Origin of the sequence: Thiocystis violacea, from assembly GCF_016583565.1 — a bacterium.
Lineage (GTDB): Bacteria > Pseudomonadota > Gammaproteobacteria > Chromatiales > Chromatiaceae > Thiorhodococcus > Thiorhodococcus violaceus_A.
On record NZ_NRRF01000043.1, the window covers coordinates 23,689 to 44,579 of the forward strand.

General features: G+C 67.4%; 14 protein-coding genes and 1 pseudogene. 10 read left to right on the plus strand and 5 right to left on the minus strand.

All coding sequences use genetic code 11. The annotated features are described in order from the left end of the window. Positions 1-123: 123 nt before the first annotated feature. Complete coding sequence (locus CKO23_RS16290; protein WP_200332878.1) at positions 124-705, minus strand: diheme cytochrome c; 582 nt, start codon at positions 703-705, stop codon at positions 124-126. 435 nt (positions 706-1,140) lie between these two features. Between CKO23_RS16290 and CKO23_RS16295 the strand changes: the two genes are divergently transcribed. Genes CKO23_RS16295 through CKO23_RS16305 form a run of 3 tightly spaced genes read left to right on the plus strand, consistent with a single transcriptional unit; the run spans position 1,141 to position 3,520 of the window. Then, positions 1,141-1,461: a PepSY domain-containing protein gene (locus tag CKO23_RS16295; RefSeq protein WP_346014622.1), complete on the plus strand. Its 321-nt coding sequence runs from the start codon at positions 1,141-1,143 to the stop codon at positions 1,459-1,461. Beyond that, complete coding sequence (locus CKO23_RS16300) at positions 1,461-2,126, plus strand: response regulator (RefSeq protein WP_200332879.1); 666 nt, start codon at positions 1,461-1,463, stop codon at positions 2,124-2,126. Before CKO23_RS16295 ends, CKO23_RS16300 begins: the two co-directional genes overlap by 1 nt. Continuing rightward, complete coding sequence (locus CKO23_RS16305; RefSeq protein WP_200332880.1) at positions 2,123-3,520, plus strand: sensor histidine kinase; 1,398 nt, start codon at positions 2,123-2,125, stop codon at positions 3,518-3,520. Before CKO23_RS16300 ends, CKO23_RS16305 begins: the two co-directional genes overlap by 4 nt. Positions 3,521-3,678: 158 nt before the next feature. Here the strand turns inward: CKO23_RS16305 and CKO23_RS16310 are convergent, their stop codons facing one another. Then, the gene (locus tag CKO23_RS16310; protein WP_200332881.1) at positions 3,679-4,275 is read right to left on the minus strand and encodes a hypothetical protein; all 597 of its coding nucleotides are present in this window, start codon (positions 4,273-4,275) and stop codon (positions 3,679-3,681) included. A gap of 425 nt (positions 4,276-4,700) precedes the next feature. Between CKO23_RS16310 and CKO23_RS16315 the strand changes: the two genes are divergently transcribed. The 4 genes from CKO23_RS16315 to mdoH all read left to right on the plus strand — a co-directional run bounded on the left by CKO23_RS16315 (position 4,701) and on the right by mdoH (position 9,818). Next, complete coding sequence (locus CKO23_RS16315; RefSeq protein WP_207168580.1) at positions 4,701-5,048, plus strand: PilZ domain-containing protein; 348 nt, start codon at positions 4,701-4,703, stop codon at positions 5,046-5,048. 605 nt (positions 5,049-5,653) lie between these two features. Then, on the plus strand, positions 5,654-7,219 hold the full coding sequence (locus CKO23_RS16320; protein ID WP_200332883.1) for a glucan biosynthesis protein: 1,566 nt from the start codon (positions 5,654-5,656) through the stop codon (positions 7,217-7,219). Next, a complete protein-coding gene (locus CKO23_RS16325; RefSeq protein ID WP_200332884.1) occupies positions 7,204-7,752 on the plus strand; it encodes a hypothetical protein in 549 nt (182 codons plus the stop codon). The genes CKO23_RS16320 and CKO23_RS16325 overlap by 16 nt, the downstream gene beginning before the upstream one ends. Next, complete coding sequence (gene mdoH, locus CKO23_RS16330) at positions 7,749-9,818, plus strand: glucans biosynthesis glucosyltransferase MdoH (protein WP_200332885.1); 2,070 nt, start codon at positions 7,749-7,751, stop codon at positions 9,816-9,818. The genes CKO23_RS16325 and mdoH overlap by 4 nt, the downstream gene beginning before the upstream one ends. A 151-nt stretch (positions 9,819-9,969) precedes the next feature. Here mdoH and CKO23_RS16335 read toward each other — a convergent pair whose 3' ends face one another. Continuing rightward, positions 9,970-11,346 (minus strand): GH1 family beta-glucosidase, encoded by a 1,377-nt coding sequence (locus CKO23_RS16335; protein WP_200332886.1) that lies wholly within the window; start codon positions 11,344-11,346, stop codon positions 9,970-9,972. Beyond that, the gene (locus CKO23_RS16340) at positions 11,343-13,142 is read right to left on the minus strand and encodes an ABC transporter ATP-binding protein/permease (protein WP_200332887.1); all 1,800 of its coding nucleotides are present in this window, start codon (positions 13,140-13,142) and stop codon (positions 11,343-11,345) included. Before CKO23_RS16340 ends, CKO23_RS16335 begins: the two co-directional genes overlap by 4 nt. Before the next feature lie 191 nt (positions 13,143-13,333). Here CKO23_RS16340 and CKO23_RS16345 point away from each other — a divergent pair, with 191 nt between their 5' ends. The 3 genes from CKO23_RS16345 to CKO23_RS16355 are packed head-to-tail and all read left to right on the plus strand — an operon-like array spanning position 13,334 to position 20,380. Continuing rightward, complete coding sequence (locus tag CKO23_RS16345; protein ID WP_200332888.1) at positions 13,334-16,417, plus strand: discoidin domain-containing protein; 3,084 nt, start codon at positions 13,334-13,336, stop codon at positions 16,415-16,417. A 33-nt stretch (positions 16,418-16,450) separates the two neighbouring features. Next, the gene (locus CKO23_RS16350; protein ID WP_200332889.1) at positions 16,451-19,828 is read left to right on the plus strand and encodes a GH36-type glycosyl hydrolase domain-containing protein; all 3,378 of its coding nucleotides are present in this window, start codon (positions 16,451-16,453) and stop codon (positions 19,826-19,828) included. 9 nt (positions 19,829-19,837) lie between these two features. Further along, positions 19,838-20,380 (plus strand): hypothetical protein, encoded by a 543-nt coding sequence (locus tag CKO23_RS16355; protein ID WP_242482493.1) that lies wholly within the window; start codon positions 19,838-19,840, stop codon positions 20,378-20,380. 154 nt (positions 20,381-20,534) lie between these two features. Here the strand turns inward: CKO23_RS16355 and CKO23_RS16360 are convergent. After that, positions 20,535-20,891 (minus strand): annotated as a pseudogene (locus CKO23_RS16360) (IS1634 family transposase); the annotation flags it as partial.

Sequence of the window (20,891 nt, forward strand, 5' to 3'; positions counted from 1 at the left end):
TGGCGCTCATCGTCGATCAGCGGCGCCATTGCCCCGGATCTCGCGCGGCCTGGCGCTCTGCCTGGCGCGCGCGAGGCCGTGGCGGGGTGTGAGGCCGTTCTTTCAACCCCCGATCCGTCCGGCTCAGTCCTCCCAATCGCCGAAGCCTGGGATGCTCACCTGGTGCTCGTTGTAGACCCCCTTGGCCGCGTCGCGGTGGCAGCTGTTGCATTGGCTGAAGCTGCCGACCCGCGGGTTGTCCTTGACCATGCGGGCCGGGATCTCGTCGTGTTTGCGCTGGAAGTAGTCCGTCTCGCTGATGCGCGGCAGGCTGCCGCCCGCGGTGCCGCTCGACAAGGCGAGCGCGAAGGCCCGCGAGCGCGTGCGCTCGGCCAGATCGGCGGCGTTCGCGCTGAGATAGGCGGCGATCTCGCGGCGTAGCTCCTCACTCAAGGATGCATCGTCGCCGTAGTGGTCGGCCAGTGCGGTGGGATCCATGATCCGCGCCCAGGCATCGGCCGGAAGCAGGCCGGGCTGATAAGCCATGTGACAGGCGCCGCATTCCTCGGAGTCGTTGGGATTGCTGACCGGGGCGACGTCTGCGCGCGAGCGCACCCAGCCGCCGTGCCCCTCGTCATCGTCCGAGTCGCTGCAGGCGACGCCGACGCCACCAAGGGTGAGTGCCGCGAGGGTGAGAAGGGGAAGGATCTGTTTGATGCTGGTCATTGTGCTGCTAATCCTTGTGCGGCTGGTCATCTGGATGTCTCCGGCCTATTGGCCCTCGATGCAAGCGAGGAAGTCGGCCCTTTCCTCGGTGGTGGATTGATCCGGTCTTGGGGATTGGCGGGAGGTGATCGATCGATGTGCTGGGCGCTCGCGGCGCCCATCCCAGTGCTCATTGTTCGGCGCTCATTGTTCGGAACTCCAATGCCTGATGCTTCAGTGCTGGTGATGTCGGCCTCGCTACCCGACGCCGGTGGGGCGATGGGGTGAGAGGATTGCCGCACAGCCTAACGCAGCGGCACTGACAGCTCGCTGAGCAGCCTTGTCAGCCTTTGGTCAGCTTGGTTGTGACAGTCTGAACCACTGCCGTCGCGGCAGACGCCTTGACCGCGGAGCCATCTGATCTTCAGAACCAGCCGATATGAGGTATCCCAGTCCGTGAAGCCGCTCGCACGCATGGCACCCAGTCTCGGGCTCGTTCTGGCGACCTGCGCGAGCCCGAGCCTGTGCGACCCTGACCGCCATGAGCACGATCATGATCGCGCCCGCCACGCGCGTGAGCACGGCGAGGTGCGTCCGGTCGAGGAGATCCTGGCGGCGGCCCGCGCGGCCGTTGCGGGCGAGGTCGTGGGTCTCGAACTGGAGCGCGAGCACGGCCATTGGGTCTATGAAATCAAGATGATCGGCGAAGATGGTCGAGTGCTGGAGGTGGTCGTGGATGGGGCGGATGCGCGCGTGCTGCACTGGGAGCCGGACTGATGCGCCTGCTGCTGGTCGAGGATGACGATCGCCTGGCCGAGGGCGTCAGTGCGGCCTTGGACACGGCCGGCTTCGTGGTCGAGCGCAGCGGCGACGGCGAAGACGCCTGGTTCCGTGGCGATACCGAGAACTGGTCCGGCGTCATTCTGGATCTGGGCCTGCCGGGAATGGACGGCTTGACGGTGCTGCGGCGCTGGCGCGCCAACGGTCAGACCTTTCCGGTGCTCATCCTCAGCGCGCGGGGTGACTGGCATGAGCGTGTCGATGGCATCGATGCCGGCGCCGACGACTATCTTCCCAAGCCCTTCCGCATGGAGGAGCTGCTCGCACGGGTGCGGGCGCTCACCCGACGGACGGCGGGTCGGGCCTCCGCCGTGCTGCAGATCGGCACGCTGACTCTGGACACGCGCCAGATGCGCATCAGTCTGGACGGCGCTCCCGTGCACCTCTCGCCCCAGGAGTACCGCCTGGTGAGCTATCTCATACAACACGCCGGGCGGGTGATCTCGCAGATGGAGCTGACCGAGCAGCTCTATGCGCAGGACTTCGAGCGCGACTCCAACGCGGTCGAGGTGCTGGTCGGGCGGGTGCGCCGCAAGCTCGGCAGCGATCTCATCCAGACCCGGCGCGGCTTCGGTTATCTCATCGAGGCGCAGGATTCATGACGCGACGCTCGCTGCGCGTGCGGCTGATACTGGCCGCGGCGGGCTCCGTCTCGGTCGCGCTCCTGGTCGCCGGGCTCAGTCTGATGACGCTCTTCGAGCGCCATGTGGAACGTCGCATCGGCGCCGAACTGCTCGCCCAGGTCAATCAGCTCGCGGCTGCCACGAACCTGGGCGCGGAGGGCCGCTTGCAGCTGGACCCCAGTCCGACCGATCCACGTTTCGGCGATCCCTTGAGCGGGCATTACTGGCAGATCGACGACGAGACGGGTGCCTCCCCGGACATCGGCGTGCTGCGCTCACGCTCCCTCTGGGATACCCGCATCCTCCTCCCGCCGGATCGCCTGGAGCCAGGCGCGGTCCACACACATGTCCTGCCCGGACCGGACGGGCAGATCCTACTGGTGCGTGAGCGCCTGGTCCTGTTCAAGGATGGGGCGAGGGCCGTTCGCCTCATGGCCGCGATGGATCGGCGCGAGCTGACCGACGCGCGCGACGCCTTCGTCGCGGACATGCTGCCCTATCTCGGCGTCGTGGCGCTCGTCCTGACGCTGGCCTCCCTGGTGCAGATTCAAACAGGCCTGGCCCCATTGGAGCGGGTCCGCCGAGGCGTGGCGAAGATCCGCTCGGGCGCCGTGAAGCGACTCGACGAGAACGTCCCGGACGAGGTCCTGCCGTTGGTGATGGAGATGAACGCATTGCTCGCGGCGCGCGAGGAGGCCGTCGAGCGCGCCCGTGCCTGGACAGCGGATCTGGCGCATGGTCTCAAGACCCCGCTCAGCGCACTCGCCGCGGACGCCGCGCGCCTGCGAACGCAGGGCAATCCGGTCGTCGCCGCCGATTTGGAGCAGCTCGCCGAGACCATGCGCCGTCGGGTCGACCGCGAGCTCGTGCGGGTACGGGTCCGCTCGGGCAGGGCCGCGGCACCGGTCGGGGTCGAAGTCGCCGCCGCGATTGGGCGGATCGTCAGAACCCTGCGGCGGATTCCGGGCGCGGAACGACTCCAGTGGAAGGTCGTGTCGCCGGACCAGGTTCGCGTCGGTTTGATGCCGGACGACCTCTTGGAACTGCTCGGCAATCTGCTGGAGAACGCCGGCAAATGGGCGCACTCCAGAGTCGAGATCGCGGTGGAGGTCAAGGCCGGCGAGCAGGTCGAGATCCGCATCTCGGACGATGGTCCCGGAGTGCCCGCCGAGTATCGGGACCGTCTGGGAGAGCGGGGCGTGCGGCTCGACGAGCGCAAGGACGGCAGTGGTCTTGGGCTGGCGATCGTGCGTGACGTGGTCGATGCCTATGGCGGATCCCTCGGCTTCGATGCCGCCGTCGACGGTGGCCTGATCGTCTGGGTTCGGCTGCCGGCCGCCTCGCCCGCGGACCCCGCGTCGCGCAGCGCCTGATTCGACAGGCGCTTGATCAGAACGGCTCAATTGATCAAAACGGCTCAATTGATCAAAACGGCTCAATGAGACTCCCAGCGACCTGAGTCGGTGGGAGCGGCGCCCCGCCGCGACCGGTCGCCTGTCGCGCCGAGGGCGGTGCGCGCACCCTGCTGTCCCTACGGCAGCATGTCGACCAGATAACCCGACACGAAATACTCGATGTTGTAGTAGCTCCCGCTCCCCTGGCTGGAACTCCCATAGACATCGAACTGCAGCGTCTCAGGCCCATCCACGTAGAGATGGCCGGAGAAGCTGAATCCGAAGTAGCGTCTCGGGCTGAATCCCTGGGCTTGCTCGATCCAGGGGAAGGCGGCCCTGACGTGCAGGGAGCCGGTGTCAGAGCCGTTGTCCACCCAATAACCCAGGTTGGCTGCGCCAAGGATATAGTCGCTCGCATACCCGAGCCCAGTCACGGTTTCGATCACCAGTCGTTTGCCCTCTGGGATCGAGCGCTCGACGGTGCAGCGACCCGTGCTGGTCTGCGTCGAGCTGCTGACGCTGCAACCGGAACGGAAGACCTCCTCAGGCGCTCCGTATGCGCCAGCAAAGGCAGTGGATTGGAAACTGCCGTCAGGAAAGGTGATGCCGGCACCCTGGAGTGAAACATCGGCCTTCGCGGCTGTCATGAAAAACGGCCCGCAATCAGGGATGGCGCCGAGGCCGGTTGACGCGATGAGTGCGATCATCAAGTAAGAGACGTGGATCTTAGCCATTTCGTGCCTCCTTCGGACCGGTTGCTGCTCATCCAGCCGGCCCCTTGGAACTCGGGAGTGGCGTTGTCCGTGCTGACCAGCCTTGGCTCCTGACCCTGCGCCTTGACGAAAGACTCGATCGACTCTGTCGGAGGGCGCCGCGGCCCCGGCCCTTTGGTCGGCGGAGATGGACACAGAGAGCAGACCTTGCTCTTCAACTATAGTCCAAGAGTCTTCTCCCTCGACTCGCAATGGTCGGTTTCATGCGCCAACCGGGTCGCTGCCGACGCCAGGGTCAGCACCCTCCGGGTCGCCAGGCGGGGGCCGCCAAGGGAGTCGCCTCAGGCGGGCGTTGCTGCGAGTTCTCCGCGCCGACCGGCTTGATCTTTTCGAGAGCAACTTCGATGATTGCTCTGTGGCACTGTGATTGCTGAAAGGGAATGGCTATGGAATCGAGCTATGTCGCAGAGCGGCGTCGGCATCCGCGTTTTGGCCTGGAGTTCGACGTGCAGATGCAGAATCTGGATCTGGAAGGAGCGGCGGAGCAGCCCCTGAATCTAAAGGGTGTGGCTCGTGATGTGAGCGAGAGCGGGATGTGCGTGTGGGTCTCGCGCGCTTGCCCGGTGAATGCGAACTTGCTGCTCACCTTCGAGTGCCCGCAGATGGGTTGGAACAAGATCACCTCGCGCGTGGGACTCGTGGTCTGGGCGGAGAATCTCAAGACCGAAGGGCAATACCTGCTCGGAATTCATTTCGACCACGACGAGCAGGAGGAGGCGGCTCGCGCCGCTTGATCTCGCGCGCACTCGGGTGCGCCGGACGATCCCGGCCTTCGGCGACGGTCAGGGGGGCTCACCGGTGACCAGTCTCCCGCGCCTCGAAGCGACCACTTCGTGAGCCTCGATGCGCGGCGACCCGCGCGGATTCGATCATCGCCCCTCCTGCACGTGTCAGGACCCACGCCTGACCCACGCCCCGCGCGCGCCGGTCTTGCCCCAGCGGCGTCGCGATGACCGTGTCGCCCGCCGCTTGGCTCTTCGGCATGCCGCGGGGGCGCGAAGCGCAGCGGTGGAACGCCCGCGCACGGCTGTCACCTGAGGTCCGGACCGGGACGCGGCGGACCCAGTTCAAGCCTTGCGTGCCGGCTGGCGCCAGTGGCTGGCGCTGCGCGGGCATGCGAGCCCGCCCGCGACCCTATGGATGCAGTGTGAAATCGACTCGCCGATGCTATTCGGGGCGTAAAACTAGGGTCATTTCGAGGTAGAATCCCGCCTGCTCGGCCGTCCGTCCGGAATGCGGCCAACGGCGTGCCCGCCGCGCCGAACGCGCTGGCGCTCGCCTCATGGGGCGGCGGATCGGACGCCCCCGCTCAAAGAATCAACCACTCATCGAGAACATCATGACGATCGCTCGACTGTTCGGAATCCTCTCTCTTGGACTGACGCTGGTCTCTGGCGCGCCGCTCTGGGCCGATGACACGCCCGGCGTGGTCGAGCCGTCACCGAGCGAAGGCGCTCCTGGCAACTTTACCTTTGCGGCCGTGGTGCGGCGTGCCCAGGAGCTGGCGACCACGGGCTACGAGCCGGATCGGCCCGCTCTACCGGACTACCTCGCCGACCTGGACTACGACAAGTACCGCGATATCCGTTTCGATCGCAAGGAGAGCATCTGGAAAGAGGAGGGGCTGCCCTTCCAGATGCAGCTCTTCCCGCGCGGCTTCCTCTTCAAGGACCGCGTGACGCTCAACATCATCGATGGCGGGGTGTCACAGCCCGTGCCCTTCCGCCACGATCTCTTCGACTACGGCAAGAACCAGGTGCCCCAGGAGATGCCGGCCGATCTCGGCTTCGCCGGGATGCGTCTGCTCTATCCCATCAATCAGGACTCGGTCTTCGACGAGGTGGTGGTCTTCCTGGGCGCGAGCTATTTCCGCGGCGTCTCCAAGGGGCTGAACTACGGCATCACGGCGCGCGGGCTGGCGATCGATACCGGCCTCCCGACCAAGGAGGAGTTCCCGGTGTTCCGCGAATTCTGGGTGCGCAAGCCGGCGCAGGACGCGGTCGACATCACCCTCTATGCCCTCTTGGATAGCGAGAGCGCGACGGGTGCCTACAGCTTCGTGATCCGCCCCGGGATCGAGACCGTCATGGACGTCAAGGCGCATATCTTCCTGCGCAAGTCGGTCCAGAAGCTGGGTATCGCCCCGCTCACCAGTATGTTCTTCCACGGCGAGGACACGGACCGCTTCATCGACGACTTCCGGCCCGAGGTCCACGACTCGGACGGACTCATGGTCGAGAACGGCACCGGCGAGCGCATCTGGCGGCCCCTGGTCAATCCGGTCGGCTTGCGCGTGAGCGATTTCGTCGCGGAGAACCCCAAGTCGTTCGGCGTCTTCCAACGCGACCGCAACTTCAGCAACTACGAGGATCTCGAGGCGCACTACCAGAATCGGCCCAGCGCCCTCATCGAGCCTGTCGGGGACTGGGGGAAGGGTGTCGTGGAGCTGGTCGAGATCCCGAGCAACGCCGAGCGCTACGACAACATCGTTGCCTACTGGATGCCCGAGCAGAAACCGGAGGCCGGCGAGGAGTGGACGCTCGAGTACCGGCTGCGCTTTGGCCAGGATCTGGAGGCCGGCATGATGGGCGGGCATGTCATCGCCACGCGCATCGGGGCCGCCGGAACCGACATCCTGGACCCCAGCCGGCGCAAGTTCGTGGTGGATTTCGCCGGAGAGTCGCTCGCGCAGCTCGATCCGGAGACGGAGATCGAAGCCGTGGTCACCAGCACCTCGGGCGAGCTGTCGAAGCCGGTCGCGCAGGCGAACCCCGAAACCAAGGGTTGGCGGCTCTTCTTCGAACTCAAGCCCGATGGCGACAAGCCGGCGGACCTGCGTGCCTTCCTGCGCCATGGCGACGATGTGCTGAGCGAAACCTGGAGTTTCCGATGGGTGAGGGAGTAAGCGATCTGCTCGCCGAGCTGGAGATCCTCAGCCCGGCGAGCGCACCCGTGCCCTTCGATCGCGTGGAGCTGGAGCGGCGTGCTCGCCGCTACCTGAGCGCCCTCGGCGTGCGCGCCGAAGATGAACGCCTGGCGCTCAGTCAAGTGGTCCTCAAGCGTGTCGAGCTGCGAATCGTGGTCGGTCAGCTGGGCGATCCCCTGGAGGCCGCGATCGAGGAGACGCACCTGCTGCTCGATCAATGGCTGGTCGCCGAGCTGGATCTGGATGGCGACTCGGATGCGCTCTCCGCCGCGCGCGCCGCGGTGCTCGGCGGCGATGTCGCCGGTTGGACCCGGCGTTGGGCCGGTCTGAGTCAGGCGTCTCTGGCGCAGACCATCCGTGCCGCTCGTGTATCGGCCGTTCCCGAGCGTGCGCCGCTCGTCATGGACGCAAACCCGATCGAGCTTTGCTGCCATCGCTCGGGGCCGAGGCTGCTGGCACGGGTGGGCCGGCTACTCGGAATTCGCGGCAAGTCCGCTCGGAGCAATTCATGACGTCCCTCTGGCTGGCACCTGTCCCCGCGCGGCACTTCCATCGGCCGATCTACTTCTCCCTGGTCATCCTCACCACGCTCTTCACCATGTCGCTGCTGTCGGTGGCGATCCAGGACGACGGCATCTCGACCCTCGAGCTGGTGCTGCTCATCCTCTACGCCATCCTCATGCTGTGGATCAGCGCCTCCTTCTGGACGGCAGCGATCGGATTCGTCCGTCTGATGCGCCAACGCCTCCGCGGCGATCGCGCGGCGGCGCCCCCCCGTGCGCTGGATGCGGGCGCCTTCAAGACGGCGCTCGTCATGCCCGTCTACAACGAAGACCCGGAGCGCGTCTTCGCCGGTCTGCGCGCCATGTATGCCTCGCTGGAGGAGACGGGCGAGCAGGCCGGCTTCGAGCTCTTCATCCTCAGCGACACGCGCGATCCGGATATCTGGATTCAGGAAGAGATGCTCTGGCGGCGCTGGATCGAGGACTTGGGCGAGCCAGCCAGACTCTTTTACCGCAACCGGGTCGAGAACACCGCGCGCAAGAGCGGCAATCTCGCCGACTTCTGTCGCGACTGGGGCGGTCGCTACCGCTACATGATCGTGCTGGACGCCGACAGCATCATGAGCGGCGAAACCCTGGTCGAGATGGTCCGCCGGATGGAGGCGGACAGCCAGCTCGCGCTCTTGCAGGTGCCGCCAGTCCCGGTCAACCGCTCATCGTTCTTCGCGCGCATGCTCCAGTTCGCGGGCAGCCTCTACGGGCGCATGTTCGCCGCGGGTCTGTCCTTCTGGCAGCAGGACACGGCCAATTTTTGGGGCCACAACGCCATCCTGCGGGTGCGACCCTTCGCGGACCACTGCGGCTTGCCCAAGCTGCCGGGCAGCGAGCCCTTCGGCGGCGACATCCTGAGTCACGACTTCGTCGAGGCCGCGCTGCTCGCCCGCGCCGGTTGGAAGGTGCAGCTCGCGCACGACCTCGGCGGCAGCTATGAGGAGATCCCGCCGACCCTGATCGACTACGCCAAGCGCGACCGGCGCTGGTGCCAGGGCAACCTGCAGCACGCTCGGCTCATTCTCGCGCACCGCTTCAAGACCTTGAGTCGCATCCACTTCGCCATGGGCGTCATGTCCTATGCGGCCTCGCCGCTGTGGCTGCTGTTCCTCATTGCGACGGGGGTCGAGGCCTACCTCAAGAGCCTGCGGGTGCCGGTCTACTTCTTCGGACACAACGTGGTGCCGATCTGGCCGGAGTCCTACGTGGTCGAGATGACCACGGTGCTCTGGGTGACGCTCATCATCCTCTTCCTGCCCAAGATCCTGGCGCTGGTCCTGCTCGCCGTCGATCGCGACGAGGCGAGGCGCTTCGGCGGACTGCGCGGGGCCAGTCTGAGCGTGCTCATCGAGAGTCTGCTCTCGGTGCTGCTCGCGCCCGTGCTCATGCTCTTCCAGAGCAAGTTCGTCGCGGCCATCCTGCTGCGCACCACGGTCGGCTGGCCGTCGCAGCAGCGCGGCGACCACCAGACCGGATTCGTCGAGGCCGTTGGCGCGCATGGCATCCATACCTTGATTGCCGTCGTGACCGGCTATGCCGCCTACGTCTATGTGCCGGACTTCTTCTGGTGGTTCACGCCCGTGCTCGCGGGCTTGGCGCTCTCCATTCCCGTCTCCATCCTCACCAGCCGGACCTCGCTGGGGGTTTGGGCGAAAGGGGCCGGGCTCTTCCTGACGCCGGCCGAGACCGAGGAGCCGCGGGTGCTCAAGCAACTGGAGGAGAAGCTGGCGGATCCGCTGCCCCTGGCCTGCGCGTCCACCGCAGCGCAGCCGCTTTGGACGGCTGCGATGAAGGAGCCCTGCATCTATGCCCTGCACGACTCGCTGCTGCACGATGAGCCCCAGAGCCGGCGACGCCGGCATATCCTGGAAGGCTTGATCTTCCAGCTGCAGGATGAGGGTGCCGACTTGCTCAGCCTGCGCGAGAAGCGGGCGCTGCTCTCGCACCGCGAGGGGCTGTATCTGCTGCACACACGCCTCTGGGCTGCCTCGGACCCGGTCGCGCAGACGCCCAGGACGGGGTGAGGGGAAGCGCGCCGCGGGCGGCTCGGGCGAGCGTGGAACGCCGCTGCTGGCCGGGCCTTGGTCATCTCCTCTCGGCGCCGCGTCGTCACGATGGGCTGGTCCGCCGAGCGCCACGGCGGCATTCGAGCCCGCAGGGCGGAGGTTTTCCCTCCTAGCGTGCGTCACCTCTTGGCGCCCAATCCGGCATCGCCGCGGCCCCGCGTGAGGCGATGACCTCGCGATAGAAGCGGGCACTCGCCTTGGGCACTCGGGTCTGGTCGCGCGGGTCGACCTGAACCAGGCCAAAGCGCTTGTCGTAGCCTTCGGCCCACTCGAAGTTGTCCAGCAGGGACCAGGCGAAGTAGCCGCGCAGGTCGACATCCTGCGCGATGGCGGCTGCCGCGGCGGCGATGTGAGAGCGCAGATAGGCGACGCGCCTGGGATCCTCGACGCGCCCTGCGCGCGGCGGCGGATCGGCGAAGGCCGCGCCGTTTTCCGTGATGTAGAGGGGCGGATTGGCGTAACGCTCCTTGAGCCAGAGCAGCGTCTGCGTGAGTCCCCGCGGATAGACCTCCCATCCCATGGCTGTCAGCTCGGCATCCGGCGGGCTGACGCGCGCCGCGCACAGGGGCGGCGCATCCGGGGCGGCGCGGACCAGACCGCGTGCGTAGTAGTTGACGCCGATGAAATCGCCGCTGTCCCGCAACCGCTCCAGGTCCGTCTCCGGGAAGTCCGGCCAGGCGAGCCCGAAGATGGATGCGAGTTCCTCCGGATAGCGGCCGAGCCGCAGCGGGTCCAGGAACCAGCGGTTGATGAAGGCGTCTCGCCGATTGGTCGCCTCCAGGTCCGCGGCCGACGGGGATTCGGGGTGCTGGGGCTCGAGATTGACCGCGATGCCGATCTGGTGCCGGCCAAGGCTGCGATAGGCCGCCACGGCCTGCGCATGGGCGAGCAGCAGATGGTGGGCCACCCTGGGTGTCTCGAAAAGGTCGCGGTGTCCGGGGGCCAGCTGGCCCTCGAGATAGCCGAGGACGGCGACGACCCAGGGCTCGTTCACCGTGATCCAGAAGGGCACGCGGTCGTCCAGTGCCCGGAAGAGGACCTCGGCGTAGTCCGCGAACCAGCGCGGGCTGTCCGGATTCAACCAGCCACCGCGGTCGTGCAGGGCGGCGGGGAGATCCCAGTGATAGAGGGTGGCCATGGGCCGGATGCCGCGCTCCAGCAAGGCGTCGACCAGGCGCGCGTAGAAGTCCAGCCCCTGTTGGTTGACCGCGCCACGCCCCTCGGGCAACACGCGCCCCCAGGCCACGCTGAAACGGTAACTGTCCAGGCCCAGGTCCGCCATGATGGCGACGTCGTCCAGGTAGCGATGGTAGTGATCGCAGGCCAGGTCGCCAGTCTCGCCCCGCGCGACCCGCCCCGGCGTGTGGGCGAAGCGGTGCCAGATGCTGGGGCCGGCGCCCCCGGCGAGCGGAAAGCCCTCGATCTGGTAGGCCGAGGTCGCGGCTCCCCAGAGGAAGCCGGCCGGAAACGGGGCCGCAGGGCTCATAGATCCTCCACATCCGACGCTGGCGGCCGGTGCTTGCGCGCGCCGGAGCCCTTGCCGCCCGGGCGGTCGCTGTCCGCTGCGTCGTTCGACGTCGGGGGGCGGATGCGCCACGAGCCGTCTGCCGCGATCTCGAGCAGGCGGTCGTAGAAACGCGGATCGTCATCCATGTCGCCCAGGGTGAGATAGGTGATGCCCTGATTGCGCAGCAGATTCAGCAGCTCGCCCAGCGAACACTCGCTCAGGCTGCGGCTGGGGTGATCCAGGAAGACGAAGCGCGGCGAGGCGAGCAGAACCCGCGCGAAGCTCAGGCGTTGCTGTTCGCTCAACGAGAGGAGGTCACCCCAGTCGTGCTCCGTATCCAGGCCGCCGGCCTTGGCCAGTGCCTGCTGGAGGTTGAGCGATTCGAGGCTGGCGAGGATCTGCCAGTCCGGCAGCCAGCGCTCCTGCGCCGTGCGCAGGAGGATCTCGCGCAGGGTGCCGGGCGGGACATAGGGGCGCTCCGGCAGGAAGAAGATGGCATCGTGCCCGGGGTGCAGGATACGGCCCTCGCCGCGATACCAGAGATCCGCGGTCGCCCGGAACAGCGCCTTCTCCGCCGCCTCGCTGGTCGAGCGCACCAGCAGACAGACGCCCGAGGGGACGGAGAGGCTCAGATCCTTCAGCAGGAGTCGGCCGTCACGCTGGGCGTTGAGCGTCAGGTGCTCGAAGGCGATGCTGCCGCAGTCCTCGCAGAATTCCACCTTGGGCGCCTGCTCCGGGCCTGTCTGGGTCATGGCGTCGCGCAGCGCATTGAGACGCGCCACCACCGCGGTGTAGGTCGAGATCGACTGGAACTGGGTGACGATCAGGGAGAAGGCCCCGAGCAGATGCCCGAAGGCCACGGCGGACTGGGTGATGACGCCGAACTCGGCGTGCCCCTTGATGAACAGGGGGGCGACGAAGAGCGCCGGGATGATCTGGATCAGATAGTTGTAGCCGGTGGTGAAGAAGCCGAGGTTCCGGTTGACCTCGATGATGCGCTGGAAGTTGGACGTGAGCTGATCCAGGCGGTATCTCAGTCGGACCCTGAGGCGCTCCTCGCGCCTGAGCAGGGCGACGGACTCCGCGTTCTCGCGCACATGGACCAGGCGCGAGCGGAAGTTGGCCTCGCGGTCGAGCTGATCGTAGTTGAGCTTGACCAGCGGTTTGCCGAGATAGATGGTCAGCAGCGAGCCGAGGATGGAGTAGGCGACCGCGACCACGAAGAGCAGGGGGCTGATGGTCCAGAGTACGCCCGAGAAGGCCACCACCGTGAAGGTCGCGTTGAGGAACATCAGGGTGAAGGAGAGGGTCGTGGCCGTGAGCGCGCGGATGTCCTCGGAGATGCGTTGGTCTGGGTTCGGCAGCTGACCGCTGGAATGCAGCCGGAAATAGGTGCGGTCGTCCAGGTAACGGTCGATCGCCTGCTGGGTGAGCCATTTGCGCCAGATCAGGCCCAGCTTCTCCTCGGTGTAGCGATAGATGACCGCAACGACAGTGGAAATGCCCAAGACGAAGATGAAGAGCAGGGCATAGTGCACGAAGCCCTGCATGTCCTGATGCTCGACCGCCGTCATGAAATCCCGGTTCATATAGCTGTTGAGCACGTTCAGGCCGTTCATCGCAAACAGAAAGAGGATCAACAGCACGAAGAGCAGCTTGGCCTGCCCGCCGATCTCGGAGGCGCCGAGCTGGCGCATCATGAGGAGGAAGCGGTTCCAGATCGCAGGCGTCATGGGAACCTTGAAGGCGTTCAGGAGGGGCCAGATGATGCGCATCGCAGCGGTCACCGTTCGAGTGTGGGTGAGGGGGGCGGTCGGGTTTCGGTCAGGTGAGTCCGCGCGCCAGGTGACTTTGGGCCTGGTGCAGTATAGCGTAGACCCCAGCAGCGCCGAGATGCATTCGCCGTCGCCCTGGAGCCCGCGTCCGGCGCCCTCGGTCTCATGCCCCATTGTTGAGGATCGACTGCATGCAAATCCTGGATCTGGATGATTTCTCGGATCTCTCCGCCTGGTCTGCCATCGTCTCCGGACAGGCCCAGCTCGCCCTGGTGCCGGACTCGGGTCCGGATGGCTCGTCGATGCGGTTGAGCTTCGATTTCGGCGAGGGCGGCGGCTTCGTGGTCGCGCGCAAGACCCTGCGTCTGTCGCTGCCGGACAGCTTCGCCTTGCTGATGCGGGTGCGGGCGCGGGCGCCCGCCAACGCCTTCGAGTTCAAGCTGATCGACCCCAGTGGCGAGAACGTCTGGCGCTTCCGGGACGAGTCCTTCGATTTTGGCGCGGACTGGCACCGCATCCGCATCGCCAGCCGCCAGATCGACTTCGGCTGGGGACCGGCGGGCGGTGGCGCGCCGGGCGAGATCGGCGCCATCGAGATCGCCGTCACGGCGGGGCCAGGGGGGCGCGGCGATCTCTGGCTCTCGGATCTGAGGTTGGAGGACCGCACCCCCTCGCGGGCACCGGTTGCGCGGGCATCCAGCAGCCGGCCGGAGCATGGCGCCGCCTGCGTCCTGGACGGACAGCCGGACAGCTTCTGGTCCCCGGAGCACCTGCCTGCCTGGGTCGAACTCGACTATCACGAGCCCTGCGACTACGGCGGACTGGTCTTGCACTGGAATTCGCCCGAGCCGCGCTCGTTCAAAGTTCTGGCGAGCGCCGAGGGGGACGCCTGGACGTCCATCTATGAGGCGCCGCGGTCCGTCGGTGCGCGCAGCTATGTCTACCTGCCGCGCGGCTGCTCGCGGTTGCTCCGGCTCACCATCAGTGGTCGGGAGGCTGACGCGGCGCCCGGGCTGGTGGGCTTCGAGCTGCAGCCCGAGAGCTTTGCGCGCTCCATCAACGACTTCTTCCACCGTCTGGCCGAGGACTCGCAACGCGGCCGCTACCCGCGCTGGCTCTACCGCGAGCAGAGCTATTGGACCCCGGTCGACATCCCGGACGGCACCATCCCGGCACTCTTCAACGAGGAGGGCATGGTGGAGGTCGTGCGCGCCGGCTATTGCATCGAACCCATGCTGAGCGTGCAGGGCGAGCTGCTGACCTGGGCCGACTGCACCGTCCAGCAGTCGCTGGCGCAGCCGCCGCTGCCGATCCCGGAGTCGACCTGGCTCTCGGCCGGCCTGGCCCTGACCACGACGGCCTTCGCGGAGGGTCCGCCGGAGCGGGCCTGGCTCTACCTGCGCTACCGTCTGGAGAACCACCGCTCGGCCTCCCTGCGGGCCAGCCTCTATGCGGCGATTCGCCCCTTCCAGGTCTCGCCGCCCTGGCAGGGCTACAAGGACATCGGTGGCGTGCGCCACCTGCGCATCATCGCCCTCAAGGCGGGGGCCGTACGGGTCAATGGCCGCCTGGCGCTGGTCCCCATCTCGCCGCTGGCGGGCTTCGGGGCGGCGACCTTCGACGAGGGCTCCATCGCCGACTATGTCGCCGACGATACCCTGCCGGCGGCGCAGGAGGTTCTGGACATGTTCGGCTTCGCCTCTGGCGCCCTGCGCTTCGATCTGACCGTCGAGCCGGGCGGCTCGCAAGACATCTGGCTCGCCGCGCCGCTCGGCGAGCGGCAGGACGCCGATCCCCGGGACGTCGCGGGCGAGGACTTCGACGGCGAGGGGCGGCTCGGCGCGGCGCTCGAGCAATGGTCGCAGCGGCTCGGCGGCGTTGAGATGAGGCTCCCCGCAGTGGCCCAAGACTACTGGGAGTGCGCCAAGACCGCGCTCGCCCACATCCTCATCAATCGCGATGGCCCGGCCTTGCAGCCTGGACCGCGCCGCTACACCCGCTCATGGATCCGCGACGGTGCGGTCATGGCCGCGGCACTGCTGCGCTTCGGCTGCGTGCGCGAGGCGGGCGACTTCATCCGCTGGTACGCCCAGTTTCAGGCGGAGGATGGCAACGTACCCTGTTGCGTCGACCGCCAGGGCGTCGATTGGCTGGCCGAGCATGACAGCCACGGCCAGTTCATCTTCGCCGTGGCGGATTACTACCGCTTTTCCGGCGACCGTCAGCTCGTCGAGGCGCTGTGGCCGGCCGTGCGCAAGGCCGTCGCCTATCTCGAGCAGCTGCGCGCCGGGCGCATGACGCCGCACTATCAGACCAACAAGCATCGCGCCTGCTTCGGCCTGCTGCCCGAGTCGGTCAGTCACGAGGGCTACCTGGCCCACCCGGTCCATTCCTACTGGGACGACTTCTGGGCGCTGCGCGGCCTCAAGGACGCCGCCGAGCTGGCGCTGGTGATGGGCGACAGCGCCAAGGTCGCGCACGACGGACTCCTGCGCGACGATTTCCGCGCCACCTTGCACGTCTCCATTGGCCGGACCATGCAGGAGCGCGGCATCGAGTTTCTGCCTGGATCCGTCGAATGGGCGGACCCGGATCCGACCGCGACGGCCAACGCCCTGACGCTCATCGACGAAAGCCACCGGCTGCCCGGTCCGGCCATGCAGCACAGCTTCGACCTCTTCATGCAACGCTTCCGGGACGTGCATGGCCGCAACCCGGTGCCCTGGACCAACTACACCGCCTATGAGATCCGCATCGTGGGCGCCTTGGTCCGTCTCGGGCGGCGCGACGACGCGCACGAGCTGCTGCGCTTCTATCTGAGCGACCGGCGTCCGGCGGTCTGGAACCAGTGGCCCGAGATCACCTGGAGGGATCCCCGGGCGCCGGGTCACCAGGGCGATCTGCCGCACGCCTGGATCGGCGCCGAATACTGCCTGGCGTTCCGCGACCTCTTCGCCTATGAGCGCGAGGCCGACCATTCGCTGGTGATCGCCGCCGGCATTCCCACCGACTGGCTGGACGCCGGCGAGATTTCGGTGCGCGGGTTGCCGACCATCTACGGCCCGCTCGACCTCGACATCAAGCGCACGCAGGGCGAGGCCTTCTGGGTGCGGGTCGCCGGCGATCTGAAGCTCCCGATCGGCGGTCTGCGGATCGCGGTCCCGCTGCCGGGTCCCCTGGTGAGCGTCGCGGTGAACGGCGAGCAGACCCGGGATTTCAACGCCACGGAGGCGCGTGTCACGACCCTCCCGGCCGAGGTCAGCCTGGTCGGCTGATCCAACCGCGAGCACGATTCGGAGCGAGCAGGCATGGACAATGACACCTTCACGGATCCCATGGGTCCGGAGTCGGCCACCCATGGACTGAGCAACGGCCGGCTGGAGGTCCTCATCACGGACTCCGGCGCGGGTCAGACCAGCTGGAACGGGCTGGCGCTCACCCGGTGGCGCGCGGATCCCATCCAGGACGATCTCGGGAGCATTCTCTATCTGAGGGACCTGGACTCCGGCCACTTCTGGTCGCTCGGCTACCAACCGACCCGCGTTCCGCCATCCCTCTACCGGACCCGCTGCCAGGACGGGTGTTTTCTGCTCGAACGCGAGGATCAGGGCATCGCCGCCCGCCTGGAACTCAGCCTCGACGCGGGCAAAGACCTCGAACGCCGCCGTCTGCGGCTCACCAATGGCTCGGACCTCCCGCGCCGGATCGAGCTCACGAGCTATCTGGAGGTGGTGCTCCTGCATGCCGGCGCGGATGCCGCGCACCCGGCCTTCGCCAAGCTCTTCGTCCAGACCGAGCGCGATCCGGCGACAGGCGCTTTGCTCGCGCACCGGCGCCCGCGCGGGAAGGACGAGTCCTGGCCCTGGATGCTGCATGCCTTGATCGGTGCCTCCGCCGATGCCTGGGAGACGGACCGCGCGGCCTTTCTCGGTCGCGGTCGCACGCCCGCGCGTCCTCTCGCCTTGACCTCGGATCGGCCGCTCGACGGACACCTCGGCAACGTCCTGGATCCCATCCTTGCGCTGCGCGCCCGCGTCGATCTGGACCCCGGACAGGCCGTCGAGCTGACCTGGCTCACGGGTGCCGCGCCGGACCGCGCGGGCGCCCTTGCGCTGCTGGACGGCGAGGGCGTGGCCCGAGTCGGGCAGACATCCCCGCCACCGGCTCAGGAGGCACCGACGCCAGCGCCCGCCGCCGAGGCGGTCGACGGACTTCGCCTCTTCAATGGCTATGGCGGTTTCCGCGCCGACGGCCGCGCCTACGAGATCCGTCTGCCGCATGAGGGAGAGGACCATCGGCGCCCGCCACAGCCCTGGATCAACGTCATCGCCAATCCCCGCTTCGGCTGCCTGGTGAGCGAGTCCGGCGCCGGTTACACCTGGTCGCGCAACAGCCAGGCGAACCGTCTCACGCCCTGGTCCAACGATCCGGTCAGCGATCCGCACGGCGAAGCGCTCTATCTGCGCGACGAGGCGAGCGGCGAGGCGTGGTCGCCCATGCCGGGTCCGCGCCCGGCGCCCGTCGACTACCGGGCGACACATGGCCTGGGGTTCTCGCGCTTCGAGGCCGAGCACGCCGGTCTCGCGCAGGAGACGACGCTCTTCGTCCCGCGCGAGGATCCACTGCGGGTGCTACGCCTGCGTCTCACCAATCTGGGCAGCCAACCAAGGCGCTTATCGCTCTTCAGCTATCAACGCCTGGTCATGGGCAACCAGTCGGCGACCGAGAGCCCGATCGAGACGGCGCTCGATGCCGGGCGAGCCCTCCTGCGCGCCACCAATCCCGCCGCTGGCGACTTCGCCGGCGGGATCGCCTTCGCGACAGCGGTCACCTCTGGCGCTCTCATCGAGCAGCGTGCTTTTACCTGTGATCGGCTGGCCTTCATGGGTCGGCACGCCGATCCGACGGCACCCGCGGCCCTTGCGCCGGGCATGCGCCTGAATGGCGCCCGCGGTGTCGGGCTGGATCCCTGCTTCGGTCAGCAGCTGCAAGCGTTTATCCAGCCAGGGGAAACTCTGACCTGCGATTTTCTGCTCGGCGAGGTGATGAGCGACGCAGACCTCAGTGGCCTCTTGGCGCGCTACCAGGACACGGCCGCGATCGGGGCCGCACTGGATGAGGCCCTGGGCTTCTGGGACGACCTGGTCTCGCACGTCCAGGTGGAGACGCCCGAGCCGGCGATCGACCTCATGCTCAACGGCTGGCTGCTCTACCAGAACCTCGGCTGCCGGATCTGGGCGCGCTCGGCCTTCTACCAGTCCGGCGGCGCCTACGGCTACCGCGACCAGCTCCAGGATGCCGCCGCGCTCGCCGCGATCCGGCCGGATCTGACACGCGAGCAGATCCTGTTGCATGCGGCCCACCAGTTCGCCGAGGGCGACGTCCTGCATTGGTGGCACCCGCGGCCCCTGGAGCGCGGGCTGCGAACGCGCTTCTCGGACGACCTGCTCTGGCTGCCCTATCTGACCGCGCACTATGTCCGGGTGACGGGCGATCGGGCGATTCTGGACGAACAGATCCCCTACCTGAGCGCCCCAGAGCTGGCGCCGGGACAGGACGAGGACTACCTGAAACCGACCCCGAGCGGCGAGAGCGCCGATCTCTACGACCACGGCTGCCGCGCCATCGACCGCTCCCTGACGCTCGGCGCACACGGGCTACCGCTCATGGGCACGGGGGACTGGAACGACGGCATGAACCGCGTCGGCCGCGAGGGGCGTGGTGAAAGCGTCTGGATGGCCTTCTTCCTCCATCGCATCCTCGGCGACTTCATCCCGCTCTGCGAGGCGCGCGGCGACCGGCGCCGGATCGAGGTCTACCGTGCCCATCAAGCGGATCTGGAAGCGGCCCTGGAGACGGCCGGCTGGGACGGCGGCTGGTACCGACGCGCCTACGACGACGACGGAGCCCCGCTCGGATCCGCCGCCGATGCCGAGTGCCGCATCGACGCCCTCGTGCAGTCCTGGGCGGTGATCTCGGGCGCGGTTCCGCGCGCACGCGCCGAGCAGGCCCTCGACGCCATGGAGACAGAGCTGGTCAGCGAGTCCGAGCGGCTGATTCGGCTGCTGACGCCCCCGTTCGTCGACACGCCCAAGGATCCAGGCTACATCAAGGGCTATGTCGCCGGGGTGCGCGAGAACGGCGGTCAGTACACCCACGCGGCGTGCTGGGCCATCAAGGCGCTGGCGGAGCTGGGGCGGCGCGAGCGCGCGGCGCCGCTGCTGGCCATGCTGAGTCCGGTCAGTCACACCCGAACGCCCCGGGACGTCTGGCGCTACCGGCTGGAGCCCTATGTGGTTGCCGCCGACGTCTATGGCGCCACGCCGCACATCGGGCGCGGCGGTTGGAGTTGGTACACCGGCTCGGCCGGCTGGTGGTATCGGGTCGCGCTCGAATCCGTCCTGGGCATCCAGGTCGAGGAGGGCCGGGTGCTCATCATCCGCCCCTGTCTCCCGGCGAGCTGGCCGGGCTTTCGCGTCCGCTATCGCCTCCCCGACGGCCTGACCCAGTGCGAAATCCAGGTGGAGAATACCGACGCGGGCAGCGCGGTCGTCTCCGCCCAGCTCAACGGCATGCCGCTTCCCGTGCGTGCGGGCGCGGCCCGTGTCGTCTTACCTCCCGGACCAGGGAATCATTCCATTCAGGTGAAGCTTGGCGCTTCGCCAGCCTCTGTCTCGACTCGCTAAGGATCGACGATGACCTTTAACGCTCACTCCGTTCGCGCCCTGACCGCCTTAGGGTTCCTCTCTTCACTTCTTTTGATCGGCCCCGCCAGCGGGGACGGCATCAAACCGCTGAGCACGGCCGTGATCAAGGCCACCACCGGTCTCTGCAACCGGGGTGAAACCTGTCACAAGGACCGCGCCGGATCCTGGGCGCCAAAGACGGCCATCGCCATCCTGGGCGTCTCGGTCGCCGAGCAGGCCGATATCGACCTCTATGCGGATGTCGAGGTCAGCACACGGCCGGAGATGTACCAGTGTGCGGGAGACGACTCCAAGGGATGCATCTTCCGGGCGAAATATGCAGGCCCCGGACTCTTCGACTACGGCGCGAGTACCGGGAGCACCTACATCGGCTCCAACATCACCAACACCAGCATCAGCTTCCCGGCCGGCTACGGCATCCTGGTCCAGGCCGGGGAGCCGATCTACGTGCACCTGGACGTGCGCAACGGCAGCCTCATCGACCTCAAGGTCGACCAGGACGCCTGGCTCTATTACGTCCCAGTCGACTGAGTCCGCCAGCGCGGCGATGTCGGGCAACCCCGTCCCGGTCGGTCGGGCCGAGGGGCGCCGCCCAGCGCATCGCCGAGTGGCGGATCTCTCAAGGTGATCTCCGAGAAACCAAAGACCGGCCGTCCCGATCCCATAGCCGTCATTCCGCACCCCGTCAGCCGCTTGCAGAATATATCGCCACATAGCGCGGCCCGAGCAGCTGCAGTAAGACGCTGTGGTGTTGCTCGACGTTGAGCACGATCTGCTCGACGTGCTCAACGACCAGCACATGGATGCCTTTGAAAAATTGGAACACCCAGCGCGCCGTGGGACGCGCGGTGGGCTTGCCCGTCTGATCGGGGACGCTCTCCTGCTCGGCCTTGAGGGTCTCTCGGATACGCTGCTCCAAGGCGGCGTAGACCAACAGGCACAGGGTCATGACCATCATCAGGGCCATGATGCGCTCGGGCTTCTTGAGGAAGCGCGTCGCGGCCATGAACATCGGGTCCTTAAGGAAGCGAAAGCCGCGCTC